The sequence below is a fragment of the Hyphococcus formosus genome, assembly GCF_046736345.1.
GTDB classification, from domain to species: Bacteria; Pseudomonadota; Alphaproteobacteria; order Caulobacterales; family Parvularculaceae; genus Hyphococcus; species Hyphococcus formosus.
Genome location: NZ_CP157210.1, coordinates 589286 through 607463 on the forward strand (window position 1 = coordinate 589286; position 18178 = coordinate 607463).

An 18178-nucleotide genomic window follows, 5' to 3' on the forward strand; every position below is an offset into this window, starting at 1 on the left:
ATGCATCGTTTCGCCGCCGCCATAGCTGCTGGTCTCGCGCTTGCTGCTTGCGGCGGCGAAAATGCTGACGACACCCAAATTTCTCTGGGGGGTACCGCCCCGCCCACAGAAGAAGAGCGCTATATCGCTTCGGCGGAAAGCTCGGCCAGCCTCGATTCCATCGCACAATCATTTGTCCAATTGGCGCTCGCGATCGGCGAGCATGATCCGGCATTTGTTGATGCCTATCATGGCCCGGAAGAATGGGCCGACGAAGCAAAAGCGCAATCGCGTTCACTCGAACAATTGGAAATGGAAGCGCAAGGGCTGTTGATTTCGGTCGCGCGTGCCAATGCGGATGGCGAAACCGTTCGCGGCGCGATGCTCGAGAAATTAATCCGTGCGGCGCTTACCCGAATAGAGATGACACAAGGCGAGGCGTTTTCTTTCGATGAAGAAACGCGCCGCCTTTATGATACCGTCGCGCCTGAATATTCGATTGCTGAATTTGACGCTGCGCGGGCGGAGATCGAAAAGCTGTTGCCGGGCGATGAACCTTTACATGAGCGGGTAGAAGCGTTCAGAAATTCATTGGCGATACCATCTGATCGATTGAGAGCGGTTTTCGATGCGGCCATTAAAGAATGCCGCGCACGCACCTTATCCCATTATGATTTGCCGGCGGATGAACGGTTCGAGCTTGAGTTTGTCACTGACAAACCATGGAGCGGTTATAATTGGTATCAGGGCGATTTCGAAAGCCTGATACAGGTCAATACCGACTTGCCAATCGTAATCGACCGAGCCGTCGATCTCGGCTGTCACGAAGGTTATCCGGGGCACCATACCTGGAATGTGATGCTAGAGCGTGACCTTTTGAATGACAAAGGGTGGATAGAATATTCTGTGTACCCGCTTTTTTCTCCATTATCGGTAATTGCCGAAGGGTCAGCGAATTATGGCATTGATCTAGCGTTTCCCGGCGAGGAAAAGATCTCATTTGAACGCGATGTATTGTTTCCCCTTGCGGGGTTGGACCCGGCTAAGGCCGAATTATTGGCAAAGGTCAATGAACAGCGCGATAAACTCGCGCAATCGCGGAACCATGTTGCACGTGAATATCTCGACGGAAAGATAAATCGAGAAGAGGCCATCGAGATGATTATGAAATATCTTCTCGAAGGGCGGGATAGAGCCGAACAGACCGTCCGGTTTATCGAAACCTATCGCGGGTATGTTTTGAATTACGAACTGGGCCGGGACCTTGTTGCGGGATTTGTCGAACGCAATAGCAATAAGACGACCAGTCGTTGGAATGCTTTTGAAACCTTATTGACGACGCCCCTCGCTGCGTCGGATATCGCACCATAATGACATTCAAATCGCTAATTCAGCGCGTTCACCTCTGGGCTGGTTTGATCCTTGGCATTCAAGTACTGCTTTGGATGTTGAGCGGCGTGGTGATGAGCTGGTTTCCGATTGAACTTGTAAGAGGTGAGGTCAGTGCCTATTCCGCGCCATCGATACCGCTAGAGGCGGAGACATTTGCATCGCCCGGCGGAATCATCGCTCAAGCCGAAGGGGCAACTTCGCTTGAGCTAAAGCGATTTATGGGGAAAACAGTTTACATTGCTCGTGGCGAAAGCGGCATTGCCAATGGCATATATGATGCGTCCAGTGGCGAACGCATTACACCGCTGAATGAAGCGACTGTCCGAAAGATTGCGGAACAGGACTATGTCGGGGCCGGCAATGTGGTCCGCGCTGCGTTATTATCTTATCCGCCTAAAGAATATCGTGCCGAACGCCCGGTGTGGCGCGTTGATTTTGATGACCGGTTTCATACGCGCCTCTATATTGCGCCCAATACCGGCGAGGTCCGGGCCAGGCGGAATGATATTTGGCGGCTTTATGATTTTTTCTGGATGCTGCACATCATGGATTATGGTGAGCGGGAAGATTTCAATAATCCGCTTTTGATGGCGGCTTCATTGACGGGATTGATCTTTGCTGTGTCGGGGCTGATCGTTGTTGGCTACCGGTTGCGGCGTGGTCGCTTCAACAATGATATTTCCCTTTTGATCGGTAAGCGTTCAAAGAAAGTGACAATGCATAAAAGCGAAAAATAAAAAACGCCGAACTCAAGTTCGGCGTTTATCTTGGATTGCTTTTTTGCGTATGATCAGAACGCGAAATAAATAGGCTCGGGTGCTGCGAGGGAGGGCTCTTCTTCGCTCTCGTCTTTATCGGCCTTTGCCAATCTTTTTTTGCTCTCTTCAGGGCAGGTCGCATCGTCATGGTCAGCGGCAGAATTGGTTCCTGCACCGATGACAAATGATAAAAAAGCACGAGGTTTACTTTTCTCGGCTTTTGCTTCTTCGCCGATGCTTGATCCCGCGGTTGATGAGAAAATAGGCCCTGGCGTAGCTTGCGCGGCGCTCAGCATCATCGCGATGACGGCCGAGACACTTGCGGCTGAGTGTACAAATTTGCCCATGATAAATTCCTCTCCAAGGAGAATATGCCCGTGACCACTCAGTCAAGGCAAGAAAATTTATCTATGAACACGGGTATGTTACCTTACCATGAAGTAATGTTCTGGCGCGTAACTATGCTGTACCGCAACAATATTCCGGAATGCAGCCCAAGACCGCATTCCGGTAGAGAAATACTTGCTTAGAGCGCTTCAAGCGCCGGCGTGAAGTCTGAATTCAAGGCTTCGGCAACGGCCTTATAGGTGACCTTACCGCGGTGCACATTAAGCCCTTCACGGAGATATGGGTTCTCGCGCAGGGCTGCGGTACCATTATTGGCGAGCATCAGGCCATAAGCCAATGTCGCATTATTGAGCGCATGCGAGGAGGTGAGGGGAACGGCACCTGGCATGTTTGCGACGCAATAATGGATCACGTCATCAACCACATAGGTTGGGTCCTGATGAGTTGTTGCTTTTGATGTTTCAAAACAACCGCCTTGGTCGATCGCTACGTCAACGAGCACCGAACCATCCTTCATGCCTTTTAGCATCTCACGGGTAACGAGTTTTGGTGCGCTGGCACCGGGGATCAAAACGGCTCCGACAACCACATCCGCGACGTCCGTTTCTTCGTCGAGCGCCTCAAAGGTCGAATAGCGTGTTTTTGCACGGCCGTTGAAGAGTTCATCAAGCTCTGCGAGGCGACGCTGTGAACGGTCAAGTATGGTTACATCTGCACCAAGACCAACCGCCATGCGCGCCGCATGCGTACCAACGACACCGCCACCAATGACGAGGACCTTGGCTGGCAATACGCCGGGCACACCGCCCATCAGAAGCCCGCGTCCACCTTGGTGCGCGGTTAGGGCATAGGCCGCAGCCTGAATGGAAAGCCGTCCGGCGACTTCACTCATCGGTGCCAAAAGCGGCAGGCCGCCACGGGGATCGGTGACCGTTTCATAGGCAACGGCAGTTACGCCAGATTCGATAAGGCCGCGCGCCTGATCGGGGTCGGGGGCAAGGTGTAGGTAGGTATATAGAATTTGCCCTTCGCGGAGCTGGACCCATTCGCTGGGCTGGGGTTCTTTGACTTTGACGATCATGTCTGATTGTTCAAAGACTGATTTCGCGTCCGGAGCGATTTTGGCACCAGCGGCTTCGTAGTCTGCATCAGTCGCTTTGATCCCGGCACCTGCACCGGTTTCGATCAGTACTTCATGCCCGTTCTGCACATATTCGCGGACGCTCCCAGGCACGAGTCCGACGCGGTATTCATGATTCTTGATTTCCTTAGGCACACCGACGCGCATAGGATCCTCCATGTTAAAAGCTGCGGGGCAAAATAATATTCTTCCTTTTCGCGTATTTCATCGATAATTTTTGGCTATATAACGTTTGTCACGAAACCCATTCGCGAATTAGCCAGTTTTCGCGAATTTGATGCAGTAAATTGGAAAACGCATGGACAAATTCGACGCCGCTATTCTTAAAATTTTACAAGAGGACGGGCAAACGCCTTTTGCGGATCTGGGCGAGCGGGTCGGCCTGTCTCCTTCTGCGTGCCACAAGCGGGTCAAAGAGCTTTGGCGAAGCGGCATGATTGCCCAGCAGGTGGTGATCGTAGACGAGGCCAAAGCTGGGCTCGAAACCTCGGTTTTTGTGCAGGCGACGCTCAAGAATCAGCAAGAGGCAACATTATCGGCATTTGAGAAAGCGGTGACGCGGCACCGGGAGATCATGGAATGCTATTTGATGGCCGGATTGTCCGATTACTTGCTTCGAATCTTGTGTCGCGATGGGGCGGATTATGAACGGATTCACGCAGATATTTTAACGCGGTTGCCGGGGGTTGAGCGCGTCATCACCAATTTTGCGATCCGCAAAGTGTTCCGTCGGACGGCGGTTCCGCTCTGATCCGTTAAGGTTTCGATAAGAAAGTTAAATTTGAAATTAAAGCGTTAAGCGGTCGGCAAAAATTCAGCCTCATTCTGTTTATGCAACAAATGAGTGAGGGCTTAGATGCTTACAACCGCACGTGTCGATATTCCGGGGACGGTAGCGGCGAAATTGAGGCGGACTGCTAATTACTCGGACAACGTCAATGATTATGCCCGTGAGGATCTGTTGGGCTTTAGTCGGCCAGTAGCGGCGGCATTTGCGCTATTAGCGCCGCTGACATTGGCATTTACGAGCTATTCCAGCGGCTTGATCGTGACCGCACAAATCGCGACGATCATTTCCGGGCTGGTTGCTTGCGGGCTCGTGGTTATTGGCCGGGAAGAATGGCCGAATATCGTCGCCAAATTTCAATCCTGCGTTTCGATGAAGCGGCGGGCGATTGCCGATCTCAGATGCGGCTTCGGCGAAGCCTCATTCTTAAGCAATGGCCGCGCACCGCGCATGTTCACCTATGAGCATGGCGTTTTGGTATTGGCGGATGCGGGTGACCTGAAAACCCTGTTTTTCGACATTGCGAATGACGGATCAGATCCACGATGGGATATCTATGAATCGGGCGAGCTCAATCGCCGTGTCTGGCGTTGGTTGCGCCTGCCGGTGTCACGAGAAATTGTCCAATTCTCCACCGAAGGGTCGCGCCTCGTACTGGAACGTGAGAGCGAGCACATTGGCTCAATTGAAGCATGGGAATCGATAAATCTCGCGATGGGAGAGCCCTTGGACGGGGCGATTATCCACCAGCCATTCGACGAAATTGTTGAGATGATTGAGCGGCTTCTGTGATCTTAAGGTAATTTAGCCTCTTACAATCTTTGGGTGCCGCTGCTAAATGGCCCCTATGGCGACACTGATTGATAATGTGAGCGCGGAGGCAAAGCCCCGCCACCCTGAAAAGCAAAAACGCGCGGACAGTCCGATCCTGCGGAAACCGGAATGGATTCGGGTCAAAGCCCCGGTCTCCAAGGGGTTTAACGAAACCCGCGGGATTGTGCGGTCGAAAAACCTCACGACGGTTTGCGAGGAGGCGGCTTGCCCCAATATTGGCGAGTGCTGGGACAAAAAACACGCGACCATGATGATCATGGGCGACACCTGCACCCGCGCCTGTGCCTTTTGCAACGTGAAGACCGGCTTACCGCAAGCGCTCGACGCGCAGGAGCCAGCGAATGTCGCGGCCGCCGTTAAGGAAATGGGCCTCAATCACGTGGTCATCACGTCAGTTGACCGGGATGATTTAACCGATGGCGGTGCGGAACATTTCGCAGCGGTGGTGCGGGCGATCCGAGAGCAATCTCCTAAGACCACAATTGAAATTCTGACACCAGATTTTCTGCGTAAGGATGGTGCGGCGGAGATTGTTATCGACTCCAAACCAGACGTGTTTAACCACAACCTTGAAACAGTACCGCGCCTTTATCTTTCGATCCGTCCGGGTGCGCGCTATTTCCATAGTTTACGCCTATTGGAAAAGGTCAAAGAGCGCGACCCGCAAATGTTTACGAAATCCGGTATCATGGTCGGATTGGGCGAGACGCGCGAAGAAGTCATGCAGGTCATGGACGACATGCGTTCAGCGGGCATCGATTTCATAACGATCGGCCAATATCTTCAGCCGACCCGGAAACACGCACCCATTGACCGTTTTGTTCATCCGGATGAGTTCAAGTCCTATGAGACAGTGGCACGTGCCAAAGGGTTCTTGATGGTTTCGTCTTCGCCGCTAACGCGTTCATCTCATCATGCTGGTGAAGATTTTGCGCGTCTTCAGGCGGCCCGGGCTGCCAAGCGCTAGTCGGAGAAGATCATGATAAAGCTTTATGACCTCGCTCTCGCGAATGAAGACGTACGCCCGAGTCCTTATTGCTGGAAAGTCAAATTTGCGCTGATGCATAAAGGGCTCGAATTTGAGACGGTTCCATTACGCTTTGCCGAAAAGGATAATTATCCGGATAGAGAACATGGAATGTTACCGGTCATCGAAGATCGGGAGCAGATCATTTGCGACAGCAACAACATCGTTGCCTGGCTTGAGAAAAACTTTCCCGACAAACCGCTGACAGAAACCTCAGGTGAGCGTGCAGCTGTTGAGTTTTATAATGCGTGGTTGACGTCAGACTTGATGCCAATTCTCGCGCCGCTTTTGTGGGTAAGAATTCATGCGGCGGCTCATGACGATGACAAAAATCATTATCGCACGACCAGAGAAAAGCGTCTCGGGTCGACCTTGGAAGAGGCAGCGGCCAAACCGGGCCTAAAAGCCGAAGCGGAAGCGGCGTTCAAAACTTTGGCTATGCCGCTTGCGGGATTTCGTTTCCTTGGAGGCGATACACCCAACCTAAGCGACTATACGGTATTCAGCTTTGTTATGTGGATGCGGTCGGTCGTCAGTGATGATTTTCTTGATCTCCCACAGCCGGTTGTGGCGTGGATTGAGCGTATGCTCGATCTGTTCGACGGATATGCGCGAGAGGCAGTACGCGCATTGTGACGGCCAGAAAGACGACAACTGACGTTCCTTATACGGCTGAACAGATGTTTGATCTGGTCGCCGATGTAAAACGGTATCCGGAATTTCTACCTTGGTGCAATGCACTGCGCATCGTTAAAAGTGATGTCATTGACGGGCAGGGTACCCTGACGGCGGATATGGTTGTCGCCTACAAGGTTTTCCGCGAGCGGTTTCGCAGTCATGTCACGCTTGATCGCGCGCAAAAGCAGATCGAAACCGCTTATGTTGACGGGCCGTTTAGTAATCTGGAAAACCGTTGGCGATTTGAGGACCTGCCGGAAGGCGGGTCGCGCATTCATTTCGAGATCGCTTTTGAGTTCAAAAACTTCCTTTTACAGGCAACGGCACAGGCGGTTTTCGATAAAGCTTTTGGCCGCATGAGCGAGGCTTTCGTCAAGCGCGCCCATGAGGTCTATGGCGGTTAATCCGCGCTGCGTAACTGTGTGAGCAACAGGTGCAGCGCAGTTTCGGTTGCTTTCGCGCGCACAAAACTACGGGACCCATCGGCAAAAACGCGGCGTTCAACGCGCGTCACGCCGTTCTGATCACATAGGCCAAACCAAACAAGACCAACGGGCTTTCGCTCGGTACCGCCGCCGGGGCCAGCGATGCCGGTCACCGATACAGCTAGGTCCGCCCGGGATTTGTTGACGGCACCAATCGCCATCGCGCGCGCGACCGGTGCACTGACCGCGCCATGCTGTTCGATCAAGCTCAGGGGAACGCCGATCATTTCGTTCTTGGCTTCGTTTGAGTAGGTAACGAAGCCCCGCTCAACGACCGCAGACGATCCGGGGACATCCGTTAGCGCCGCAGCGATAAGCCCGCCAGTGCAGGATTCGGCAGTTGCAATCATCAATCCTTCGGCACCGGCCTTGTCGATGACAGACTCCGCGAGCGACCATATGCGATGTGTCTGGCTCATGATTCATTTGCCGGTATTGCGACGGTTGCTGTTGCCATCGCGGCAATGCCTTCGCGCCTGCCGGTAAAGCCCAATTGCTCCGTGGTCGTTGCTTTTACGGATATGCGTGCGTCGCTAATATTCAAAATCAGCGCAAGTGCAGCGCGCATGCGGTCACGGTGAGGGCCGATTTTCGGTGCCTCGCACATTAGCGTAACATCGCAATGGGTGATCTTTCCGCTTCGGGCTTTCACAAGGTCCCGGGCTTTTTCTAGGAATATGTGGCTTGGTGCGCCTTTCCACTGCGGGTCAGAGGGCGGAAAGTGATCGCCAATATCGCCTTCGCCGATTGCACCTAATATCGCGTCCGTGAGGGCATGCATGCCCACATCGGCGTCAGAATGACCTTTGAGCTTTTTAACATGCGGGATTTCTACGCCGCAGATAAAAACCGCATCGCCGTCTTCAAAGGCATGAACGTCAAATCCATGACCGGTTCGATATTCCATTGGCTTTTCTTTCCGTCCAAGAATTATTTCTGCCATGCCAAAATCTTCGGCTTGCGTGATTTTCATATTGTCTGGCGACCCAGCGACGAGCGCAACGTTCAGGCCCGCTTCTTCGGCGACGGCAGCATCATCGGTAAGCTGTTTACCGGCGGCGGCGCGGTGGGCGCTCAAAATTTTGTCGAAATGAAAGCCTTGCGGGGTTTGTGCGCGCCAAAGCGAATCGCGCGGAATTGTTGTTTCGATTAAATCGGTGCCGCGTTTGATAGTGTCATGTACGGGCAGGGCGGCAATCGCACCGTCATTTTTATCGAGGGCATTGATGACGCGCCGAATGGTTTTCTCATCAATAAAGGGCCGGGCTGCATCATGGACCAAGACCCGCGATGGTTTTTGCTCCAATAGGCTTTCGATGCCTAAACGAACGGAATCCTGCCGCTCCGCACCGCCCGTGACGGGCGGCAATAATTTGCGGTGTTTGAGCAGCTCGCCCATCGCGTTTTCATATTCTTCGTTATCATCCCGGTGAATAATCACGCGAACCGCATCAATATCGCTATGGGATAAAAACGCCTCGGCCGTCCAGGCGATCACAGCGCGACCGGCGAGATCACGATATTGCTTCGGGCCACCGGCTCCGGCGCGGGTGCCGCGTCCAGCGGCAACGATTACAGCGATTGTATTAACCATGGTTTCCTGACGCGATTTGTAAGCCGACGGTTTAACGGCTAAATAGCCGGTTCGCCAAGGATGCCTATAGAGAATGATCCAGATCGCCGACCATAAACTCAAGAATAATGTCGCACTGGCCCCCATGTCAGGGGTGTCGGACCTGCCTTTTCGTCGGGCAGCGGCGCGCTTTGGCGCGGGATTGGTCGTCTCCGAGATGGTCGCGAGCGAGGAATTGGCGCGGGCACGGCCGGATGTGGTGCGCCGTGCCGAAGGGGATGGCGAGATCTTTCCCTTCGTGGTGCAGCTAGCGGGCCGTGAAGCGCGCTGGATGGCCGAAGGGGCGCGCCTCGCGCAACAGGCCGGCGCAGATATAATCGACATCAATATGGGCTGCCCATCGCGGCAGGTAACGGGCGCGCTTTCCGGCTCTGCCCTGATGCGCGATCTCGATCACGCAATGAGTTTGATCGAAGCCACGATTGGCGCAACGGACCTGCCGGTCACGCTCAAAATGCGGCTTGGGTGGGATTGGGATAGCTTAAACGCGCCAGAGCTTGCGGCTCGTGCGGAAGCTGCGGGCGTAAAGCTGGTTACGGTGCATGGGCGTACGCGCAATGATTTTTATAACGGCACAGCAAATTGGGCGGCCGTCCGCCCCGTAAAGGAAGCGGTATCGATCCCGCTGATCGTTAATGGCGATATTGTTGACGATGCAACGGCGCGCACGGCGCTTGAGCAATCGGGCGCTGATGGGGTGATGATCGGACGCGCAGCGACCGGCCAGCCTTGGCTTGCGGGTTGTGTTGCAAAGGCACTCGCAGAGGAAACGGCACTCACGCCGCCGCCCCTAGAAATTCAGGCCGAAGCCGCGCTCTGTCACTATCGCGAGACAATTGACCATTACGGCGTGCCGCTGGGCGTGCGCATGGCGCGCAAACATCTCGCGGCCTATGTCGATCTCGCGCCGATTGATATTGACCCTGTTGAGCGCCGCTCTTTCCGCGCCGCAATTTGCCGGATTTTCAATCCCGAGCGCGTGGTCGAAGCGCTTGAGGGGTTCTATGCGGGCGACTTGCGCCGCCTTGAAAAGTCTGCGGCCTGACGCCCAATTTTGTGTTTTCCATAGGGCGGTCTGGTCGCTGTTTCATTTTGGCAACAAATGTGTTGATTTTCTGCAACAACGGACGCAACATCCGTTCTTCTTTCCCGTGGCCCCATTCTTTTTTCCCGTGGCCTAAGGGTTGCACCCGGTTTGGGGCACGGCGAGAGGAAGCGTTGTTATGGATAATAGCCGGCGAATAAGCCGGGGATTACGGGCGGTACGCTCAACAGGATGGCGTCAAGTTTGAGTAACAAATCGAACACCGACAACAAGGCACCGCAGTCGCCGCGTATGCTCGCGCCGCAATGGGTGCTGTCGAATGCGACGGCTGCCACGGCGCTGACCATTGCCGGTGTGATCGCATTTCTGACGACCTGGTTCCTGATGTCTCCGCTGGTCGAGCGGGTCGATCGCAGCGTGATGATGTGGATGATCATCGCCAATATTGTGATCGCAACTGGCTTTGCGACACTGGTTGGTGTCCGGCTTTTCCATGTGTGGTCCAGTCGCCGAAACCAACTGGCCGGGTCACGGACGCATATTCAACTTGTGGGTATGTTTTCATTGATTGCGGTGGTGCCGGCGATTGTCGCCTTCCTGTTCGCATTCTCGATTTTGCGTACCAGCCTCAATGATGTGTTCAGTGAACGGATTGATAAGTACCAAGATACCGTACGCGGTCTCGCGAATTCTCTTATCGGGCTGAAAGCCGCCGACATGGAGCAGCGGATGCGCCTTATTGCGCAGGATGTTGCGCGACAAGAAGAGGCCGGAGTCGGGTTTGAAGAAACCCCGATCAGTTTTCGTCGTTACCTTTATGCGCAAGCGCAGGTGCGGGGGCTATCGGCACTTTATCTAGTGGATGGTTCCGGCCGGATTATCGTCCGTGCCGAGGTCGATCCCGGCCAATATGGGCTGCCAAGTGAGGAACGCCTTACCGAACTCCGTAATAGCGAGCCGGGCGAGCTGTTTGTGTTCGGTGTGAACAATGATGTCACGCTCGATACGTTCCGTGGTGCGCTTCCGCTTGGTTATTATGATGGTGGTTATTTGATCGGTTATCAGCCGATTGATCCGGCGACGACCAAACAGCTTTTTGCGGTGACAGACGTTCGGGCCGATTGGCGTGAAGCTGAATTGGGTCGTGCCCGTCTGGAGCGTGTGTTTCTGGCCGGCTATGTGGTGCTGGCGATCATTATTCTCTTTGGGGCGATCTGGCTCGCTCTTTGGGCTGCAACGCGTATGGTTCAGCCAATCGGGCGACTTGTGAATATGGCCGAGCGAGTATCCGGCGGCGAGCTGGATGCGCGGGTTGAGGTGTATAAGGAAGACGGTGAGTTAGGTGTTCTGGCGCGCTCAATGAATCACATGACGGCGCAGCTTCAGACCCAACGCGACGATCTTATTGATACGAACCGCCAATTCGATGAGCGGCGTCGCTTTACCGAGGCGGTTTTATCTGGGGTATCTGCGGGGGTTATCGGCCTTGCGTCGGATGGCGTGATCACCATTGCGAATAAGTCTGCGGTGGAGCTCATGGGCGAGGAGCCCGGCCGCGTTACGGGTCGTAATATCACCGAAATCATGCCCGAGCTTGCGGCGCTTCTTGAGCGTTCGTCCAATTCCCCGTTCACCGAAGTGGGCGATCAAATCGATGTGACGCGGCACGGACAAACCAAAACGCTAAATGTGCGTTTGGTGAAGGATGCGACCGGTGGCGGCACGAATTACGTCGCGACCTTTGATGACATCACACAGCTTATCTCAGCGCAGCGGAACGCCGCATGGGGTGACGTCGCGCGGCGTATTGCGCATGAAATCAAAAACCCGCTGACGCCGATTCAATTGTCGGCAGAGCGGCTACGCCGAAAATATTTGAGCGAGATCACCTCAAATCCGGAAGTGTTTGAACGCTGCACGGAAACAATTATCCGTCAGGTGAGCGATATTGGCCGAATGGTCGATGAGTTTTCGTCATTCGCGCGGATGCCGAAACCGGTTATCGGTTCCGAAGATGTTCGCGAATTGGTAAAGGCCGCTATCTTCCCGCAGAAAGTGGCGTTCCCGGATATAGAATTTACGCTCAAAGCGCCGGACAAGCCAATTGTCGCGCAATGCGATGGCCGATTGATCGTGCAGGCATTTTCGAACCTATTGAAAAATGCAGCGGAATCGATTGGGGCGCGCCTTGCGGAAGACGGCAATGATACGCCGGGCCGGATCGAAGTCCGGGTCGAAGCCAAAGGCGCATATTCAATCGTTCATATCATCGATAACGGTATCGGCTTGCCAAAAGCCGAGCGGCATCGTTTGGCCGAGCCCTATATGACCACCCGGGCCAAGGGGACCGGCCTTGGCCTCGCGATCGTGAAAAAGGTCGCGGAGGAACATGGCGGCTCACTTCAATTTGCAGATGATCGTTCGCTCGGGCCAACGGGCGCGCGAATGACGGTAAAACTTCAGCGCGAATTATCACCGGCGGTGGATGCCGAAGGTAATTCGCAAGTGACGGCAGCGGCAGAGTAGGGCGAAGTAGGAAAAGGTTATTAGCATATGAGTATTGATGTTCTGGTCGTCGACGATGAAGAAGACATTCGCGAACTCATTTCCGGCATTCTGGAAGATGAGGGCTTCAGCCCGCGAATGGCAGCGGATTCAAAATCGGCACTTGAGGCCGTTCACGACCGTTGCCCTTCATTGGTCATTCTCGACGTCTGGCTGCAAAACTCGGAGCTAGACGGGATCGAGATTCTCGAAGCGCTTAAAAAGCTTCATCCAGATCTGCCGGTCGTTATAATTTCCGGGCACGGAACAATAGAGACCGCTGTCGCAGCCATCAAAAAGGGTGCGTATGACTTTGTTGAAAAGCCGTTCAACGCAGATCGCTTGATCCTCGCGGCGAACCGCGCGCTTGAGGCTGCGCGGCTGACCCGAGAGAATATCGAATTACGCGAGCGTGCGCCGGATTGGGGGCTGATCGGTTCGTCGAATGCGGTCTCGTCATTGCGCAATGTGATTGAGCGCGTTGCCGATGCTCGTTCCCGCGTATTGATCTCGGGTCCGCCCGGATCAGGCAAAGAAATGATAGCGCGGTTGTTACATACCCGCTCCAGCCGGCAAAACCGACCCTTTGTTGTTGTCAGTGCCGCCTCAATCGCCCCTGAGCGGATGGAGGAAGAGCTTTTCGGTACCGAAGGCGAAGATGGCCAGATGCGTATGGTCGGCCTGATGGAAAAGGCTCATGGCGGTACGTTGATGTTCGACGAAATCAGCGACATGCCGCTTGAAACCCAAGGCAAGATTTTGCGGGTCCTTGTCGAGCAGCGGTTCAAACGTGTCGGCGGACAAAAGCCCGTAGAGGTTGACGTACGGATTGTTTCAACGACCTCGGCAGATCTTTTGGAACTCGCAAGCGCCGGTAAATTCCGCGAGGACCTTTACCATCGCTTGAATGTTGTTTCGATCAATGCGCCGGGCCTTGACGAGCGCCGCGAAGACATTCCCGCTTTAGTGGCTTATTTTGTCGATCGCATTGCGAAGTCGTCTGGCTTGCCAAAACGACGTTTATCATCCGAAGCCTTGGCGGCGTTACAAGCCTGCGCATGGCCGGGAAATGTGCGTCAGCTCCGTAATGTGCTTGAGCGCACTCTAATTTTGATGGGCCGTGATGCGGAAATTGAAATCACTTGCGAACATTTGCCGACCGAAGTGATGGATTCGGGGCTCTCTATTCCTGCAGGTGAGGGGCTTGAGCAAATCATCACCCTGCCGCTACGGGATGCGCGCGAGCGGTTTGAGCGTGAATATCTGATTGCGCAGATTAATCGCTTCGGCGGGAATATTTCGCGGACGGCGGCCTTTATCGGCATGGAGCGTTCTGCGCTTCATCGAAAACTAAAAGCCCTTGGCGTAAACGGTCAGCCGCGCGTAGAAAGCGCCTGATAACGAAACCGGTATGCGTTTCATCCCGCCTTGCGGGGCAGAAAAAGGATTGATTAGTCATGCGCGTGATCGTTTGTGGTGCCGGCCGTGTTGGGGTCGGCATTGCGCGGCGGCTGTCGCGAGAGAACAATGAGGTAACAGTTGTCGATCAGTCGAAAGCGCTGATCCGCAATGTGGCCGAGCGGCTTGATGTGCGCGGCGTCGTTGGTAATGGCGCTTATCCGGAAACACTCGAAGAGGCCGGTGCGCGCGAAGCCGATATGATCATCGCAGTTACCTTTTCTGACGAAGTGAATATGGTCGCCTGTCAGATCGCGCATACGCTATTTAAGGTGCCGACCAAAATTGCGCGCATCAGGGCGCAAGGTTATCTTGATCCACGCTATTCCGATATTTTCTCCCGCAACCATTTGCCGATTGATGTTGTCATTTCGCCAGAGCGCGAAGTTTCAGAAGCGATCATTCAACGCATGTCGACGCCGGGCGCGTTCGAGATCAAGTCCTTTGTGGATGGACGCATCTGGGCCGTTGGGGTCAAGTTGAGAGATGATTGCCCGATTGTGAATACGCCGCTTCGGCAGGTTGCTGAGCTGTTTCCCGATCTAAAAATCACAATTGTTGCCATCAAGCGCGGCGATAATATCTGGCGGGCTCATTCTGGCGATCAGTTGGAGCCCGGCGATCAGGTCTATTTCGTTTCTGACCGGCAGGATGTCACGCGCGCGCTTGAGATCATGGGCGAAGCCGCGCGTCAGGCACGCCGCGTCATCATCGTCGGCGGCGGCAATGTTGGGTTGTTCGTTGCCAAGGGGCTTGAAAAACTTGGCTCGATGAAGATCCGACTGATCGAGCGGGATCGGAAACGCGCGGAGCATATTGCCGAAGAACTCGAACGCACGATTGTTTTACAGGGCGACGGTCTTGATCGTAGCGTCCTGAGCGAAGCCGGTGTCGCCGATGCCGAAACCGTGGTTTCGGTGACCGATAATGATCAGGCAAATATCCTGACATCGGTCGTTGCAAAACGCGAAGGGGCCCGTCGATCAATGGCCCTGATTAACGATCTTGATTACGGGCCGATAGCCGAATCCGTTGGTGTTGACCGGCATGTTGACCCGCGGTCGATTACGATTTCCACCATCCTCCAGCATATTCGGCGTGGGCGGATTAAAGGCGTTTATTCGCTTTCTGACGGAGCGGCGGAATTGATCGACGCGATTGCGCTTGAGACTTCACCGTTGGTGAATAAGCCCCTGCGCGAGGCTAATCTGCCAGAGGGCGTTATGATTGGCGCGGTTTTCCGCGACAACGAAGTGCAAATGCCGACCGGGGATACCATCATCAATGCGGGCGACCGCGTTGTTCTGTTATCGACCCGGGATAACGTAAAAGACGTGGAACAAATGTTCCGCGTCAGTATTGAATATTTCTGATTGCCCAAATGGCTAAGGCAAGCACATGGCTGTAGGAAATATCCTTCGCTCTTTCGCGGTGATGTTATTCGTCATCGCGATTGCGATGATAGCGCCAATGCTTTTGTCGCTTCTCGAAAATCAAGCGGCTACTGGCGCTTATGTCTATGGTGCTGTGGCTGCCGCACTTTGTGGCGGTGGGGCCTATGCGGCATCATTGGGAAAGAGGCCGCCGACGAGCTTTCGTGGTGCACTGATCATTATCCTTTTGTGGTGGGCGGTGATACCGGTATTTGCCGCAATCCCATTTATGGGCGAGGGCCTCACTTTCACTGATGCTTATTTTGAGGCCGTGTCTGCGCTGACGACCACCGGGGCGTGGCTATCCAACGAAGCTGCATTTGCAAGCCACGCAAGGGCGCTTTGGCGCGCAGAACTTAGCTGGCTTGGCGGGCTTGCTTCGTTGGCGATTGCGGCGGCGATTTTTATTCGTCCTGCCTTTATCGGTATTGATACATTGCTGCCACCCTATTCGCGTGGTGATCGCGGTTCACATTTGCGCCCGTTGCGGAATGCGGTTGTCTCTTTTGTGGGGGTCTATTCGATTATGACCGTCGCAGCATTCTCTTTGATCGCGCTTGCCGGTGCGCCGACGCTTGAAGCCATCATTCTTGCGATGACGACGGTTTCATCAAGTGGGTTTATTCCGAACTCAGAGGGGCTATCGGCCTATCCCACTGCGGTTCTGTTACCGATTTTCGTATTCACGGTATTGGGCGGGGTTAATTTCATTCTGATCGCGCGGGTGATGAAGGGCGAAAGAGAACGCCTACGGGATATCGAAACAGGCGCTTATTTCCTGATCGTTCTTTGGGCCGCGTTGTTATTCTGGGTGACGGCCGGGGCCGGGGATGTTGATCTGCTGATCCCACAGCTTTTCAATGCGGCTTCCCTCGTGACAACCAATGGCTATCTGATCGGGGAAGCGCCGCCGCTATTGGTTGCCCTTGTTACGGCGATTATTGGCGCGGCAGCGATTTCGACTGCCGGTGGCTTTAAGGTGCTGCGATGGCTTGTGATCATGCGCCGGGCCAACGAGGAAATCCAAAGGCTGATCAATCCGAGTGCGATCTTTGGTGAGCGTCAGGTCGCGAATGAACTGGGCGTCTGGATCCATTTTCTTGTGTTCACCTTCACGCTTTCGGGATTGCTTCTTGCGGTCACATTGGCCGGCCATAATTTCGAACTTGCTGCGGCTGCTGCGACGGCTGCCCTAAGTAACGCCGGGCCATTAATAGGGCTTGCGAGTGGCGGTGCAGAGGGCTACGCGGTGTTTGAATCGCCGCTGCGGTGGTTATTGCTGGCAGGGATGATTTTGGGCCGCCTCGAAGCGGCTGTTGCTTTGGCGCTGATCAACCGCGCCTTTTGGAGATGGTAGGCAGAGGATGTCTCGGATTGCATATGTGAATGGTCAATATGTGCCGCATGGGTCGGCACAAATTCACGTAGAAGATCGTGGTTATCAGTTCGCTGATAGTGTCTACGAGGTCTGCCTCGTCGTCGATGGCAAGTTCTGGGATATTGATGGCCATCTGGCCCGGCTTCGTAGATCGCTCAGCGAACTTGATATCGAGATGCCGATGCCCGAAAGCGCATTGCGGATCATTATGGAGAATGTCCGCAAGCGAAACCATCTTAAAAGCGCGCTTATCTATATGCAGGTCAGTCGCGGGGTGGCACCGCGCAATCACCTGTTTGCGAAGGGCCTGGTTCCGTCAGTAGTAATGACCGCCAAGCGGTTCGATCTCGATCAAAGCGATGAAAAGGCCGCAAAAGGGATCAGCATTGTTTCGCAGCCCGATATTCGTTGGGGACGCACCGACATCAAAACCACGGGGCTATTGGCCAATGCGATGGCGAAAAATGCGGCGCATGAAGTCGGAGCAGCCGAAGCGCTATTGGTCCGCGATGGATTTGTCACTGAATGTTCGTCGTCAAATGCGTGGATCATCACTAAAGATGGTGTTTTGGTTACCCATCCGAAAGATCACAAAATTCTTGGCGGAATTACCCGGGCGACCGCGTTCGAATGTGCGCAAGAATTGCAGCTTTCGGTCATCGAGCGGCCCTTTACGTTGAACGAAGTCTTTGCGGCGAGGGAGGTATTTCTAACCTCGGCCTCGTCGATTGTTATGCCGGTCGTAACCGTCAATGGTCGCCAGATTGGCGACGGGGCACCCGGACCGATCACAATTCGCCTTCGTGAAGCCTATAAAGCCAAGGCGAGAGCCCTTTGAAATTGGGCCTCGGCGCTTGCAAACCCATGAAATCCTGCCGATTTTGAGCATATTTGACGCTTATTCGCCTAAACAGGTTGCAAGCACCAGTTTTCCGGGCCAAAATGATTGTTGCGATGCAGCAAAGCCAACCGACTCGGAGAAGCGGGACCAATGAGTGAAAAAAAACAAAACCTACAAGACACCTTCCTGAACCACGTCCGTAAAACAAAAATTCCCGTCACCATCTTTTTGGTCAATGGCGTGAAATTGCAGGGCATTGTAAGTTGGTTTGATAATTTCTGTGTGTTGTTGAAGCGTGATGGCCAGTCACAGCTGGTCTATAAGCATGCGATTTCGACCGTCATGCCACAAAGCCCGGTATCCCTTTGGGATGGTGATGACGACGCAGAATAGCGTCCCCGATTTTTGAAAAATCGT

At 54.1% G+C, this 18178-nt stretch carries 18 protein-coding genes; 14 read left to right on the forward strand and 4 right to left on the reverse strand.

Going from position 1 to position 18178, the window contains the following annotated elements; genetic code table 11:
• Both ABFZ83_RS02715 and ABFZ83_RS02720 read left to right on the forward strand, forming a co-directional pair.
• Positions 1 to 1350, forward strand: a complete 1350-nt coding sequence (locus ABFZ83_RS02715; RefSeq protein ID WP_411817894.1) for a hypothetical protein — start codon at positions 1 to 3, stop codon at positions 1348 to 1350.
• Complete coding sequence (locus ABFZ83_RS02720; RefSeq protein WP_411817895.1) at positions 1350 to 2108, forward strand: PepSY domain-containing protein; 759 nt, start codon at positions 1350 to 1352, stop codon at positions 2106 to 2108. Before ABFZ83_RS02715 ends, ABFZ83_RS02720 begins: the two co-directional genes overlap by 1 nt.
• A 53-nt stretch (positions 2109 to 2161) precedes the next feature.
• On the opposite strand, the gene ABFZ83_RS02725 is transcribed toward ABFZ83_RS02720, so the two are convergent.
• Positions 2162 to 2476, reverse strand: coding sequence for a hypothetical protein (locus ABFZ83_RS02725; protein WP_411817896.1), 315 nt, complete (start codon positions 2474 to 2476; stop codon positions 2162 to 2164).
• 179 nt (positions 2477 to 2655) lie between these two features.
• Positions 2656 to 3765 carry an alanine dehydrogenase gene (gene ald, locus ABFZ83_RS02730; RefSeq protein WP_411817897.1) on the reverse strand — a complete coding sequence of 370 codons (1110 nt, stop codon included), beginning with the start codon at positions 3763 to 3765 and terminating at the stop codon, positions 2656 to 2658.
• A gap of 151 nt (positions 3766 to 3916) precedes the next feature.
• Here ald and ABFZ83_RS02735 point away from each other — a divergent pair, with 151 nt between their 5' ends.
• From ABFZ83_RS02735 to ABFZ83_RS02755, 5 genes are all read left to right on the forward strand, one after another.
• Positions 3917 to 4369, forward strand: a complete 453-nt coding sequence (locus tag ABFZ83_RS02735; protein WP_411817898.1) for an Lrp/AsnC family transcriptional regulator — start codon at positions 3917 to 3919, stop codon at positions 4367 to 4369.
• A 105-nt stretch (positions 4370 to 4474) separates the two neighbouring features.
• On the forward strand, positions 4475 to 5197 hold the full coding sequence (locus tag ABFZ83_RS02740; protein WP_411817899.1) for a hypothetical protein: 723 nt from the start codon (positions 4475 to 4477) through the stop codon (positions 5195 to 5197).
• A 55-nt stretch (positions 5198 to 5252) separates the two neighbouring features.
• Positions 5253 to 6206 carry a lipoyl synthase gene (lipA, locus tag ABFZ83_RS02745; protein ID WP_411817900.1) on the forward strand — a complete coding sequence of 318 codons (954 nt, stop codon included), beginning with the start codon at positions 5253 to 5255 and terminating at the stop codon, positions 6204 to 6206.
• A gap of 12 nt (positions 6207 to 6218) precedes the next feature.
• The gene (locus ABFZ83_RS02750; RefSeq protein WP_411817901.1) at positions 6219 to 6902 is read left to right on the forward strand and encodes a glutathione S-transferase N-terminal domain-containing protein; all 684 of its coding nucleotides are present in this window, start codon (positions 6219 to 6221) and stop codon (positions 6900 to 6902) included.
• Positions 6899 to 7348: a type II toxin-antitoxin system RatA family toxin gene (locus ABFZ83_RS02755; protein ID WP_411817902.1), complete on the forward strand. Its 450-nt coding sequence runs from the start codon at positions 6899 to 6901 to the stop codon at positions 7346 to 7348. Before ABFZ83_RS02750 ends, ABFZ83_RS02755 begins: the two co-directional genes overlap by 4 nt.
• Here ABFZ83_RS02755 and ABFZ83_RS02760 read toward each other — a convergent pair.
• Entirely contained in the window at positions 7345 to 7848 is a 504-nt protein-coding gene (locus ABFZ83_RS02760; protein WP_411817903.1) for a CinA family protein, read from the reverse strand. The genes ABFZ83_RS02755 and ABFZ83_RS02760 overlap by 4 nt on opposite strands.
• A complete protein-coding gene (locus ABFZ83_RS02765) occupies positions 7845 to 9023 on the reverse strand; it encodes a bifunctional 2-C-methyl-D-erythritol 4-phosphate cytidylyltransferase/2-C-methyl-D-erythritol 2,4-cyclodiphosphate synthase (RefSeq protein ID WP_411817904.1) in 1179 nt (392 codons plus the stop codon). Before ABFZ83_RS02765 ends, ABFZ83_RS02760 begins: the two co-directional genes overlap by 4 nt.
• A gap of 73 nt (positions 9024 to 9096) precedes the next feature.
• Between ABFZ83_RS02765 and dusB the strand changes: the two genes are divergently transcribed.
• The 7 genes from dusB (at position 9097) to hfq (ending at position 18154) form a co-directional block, all read left to right on the forward strand.
• Entirely contained in the window at positions 9097 to 10107 is a 1011-nt protein-coding gene (gene dusB, locus ABFZ83_RS02770; RefSeq protein WP_411817905.1) for a tRNA dihydrouridine synthase DusB, read from the forward strand.
• 243 nt (positions 10108 to 10350) lie between these two features.
• Complete coding sequence (locus tag ABFZ83_RS02775) at positions 10351 to 12633, forward strand: ATP-binding protein (RefSeq protein WP_411817906.1); 2283 nt, start codon at positions 10351 to 10353, stop codon at positions 12631 to 12633.
• 27 nt (positions 12634 to 12660) lie between these two features.
• Positions 12661 to 14049: a sigma-54-dependent transcriptional regulator gene (locus tag ABFZ83_RS02780; protein ID WP_411817907.1), complete on the forward strand. Its 1389-nt coding sequence runs from the start codon at positions 12661 to 12663 to the stop codon at positions 14047 to 14049.
• 59 nt (positions 14050 to 14108) lie between these two features.
• A complete protein-coding gene (gene trkA / locus ABFZ83_RS02785) occupies positions 14109 to 15482 on the forward strand; it encodes a Trk system potassium transporter TrkA (protein ID WP_411817908.1) in 1374 nt (457 codons plus the stop codon).
• A gap of 25 nt (positions 15483 to 15507) precedes the next feature.
• Complete coding sequence (locus tag ABFZ83_RS02790) at positions 15508 to 16899, forward strand: potassium transporter TrkG (RefSeq protein WP_411817909.1); 1392 nt, start codon at positions 15508 to 15510, stop codon at positions 16897 to 16899.
• A 7-nt stretch (positions 16900 to 16906) separates the two neighbouring features.
• Positions 16907 to 17758 carry a D-amino-acid transaminase gene (locus ABFZ83_RS02795; protein ID WP_411817910.1) on the forward strand — a complete coding sequence of 284 codons (852 nt, stop codon included), beginning with the start codon at positions 16907 to 16909 and terminating at the stop codon, positions 17756 to 17758.
• A 153-nt stretch (positions 17759 to 17911) separates the two neighbouring features.
• Complete coding sequence (gene hfq, locus ABFZ83_RS02800) at positions 17912 to 18154, forward strand: RNA chaperone Hfq (RefSeq protein WP_411817911.1); 243 nt, start codon at positions 17912 to 17914, stop codon at positions 18152 to 18154.
• Positions 18155 to 18178: the final 24 nt, after the last annotated feature.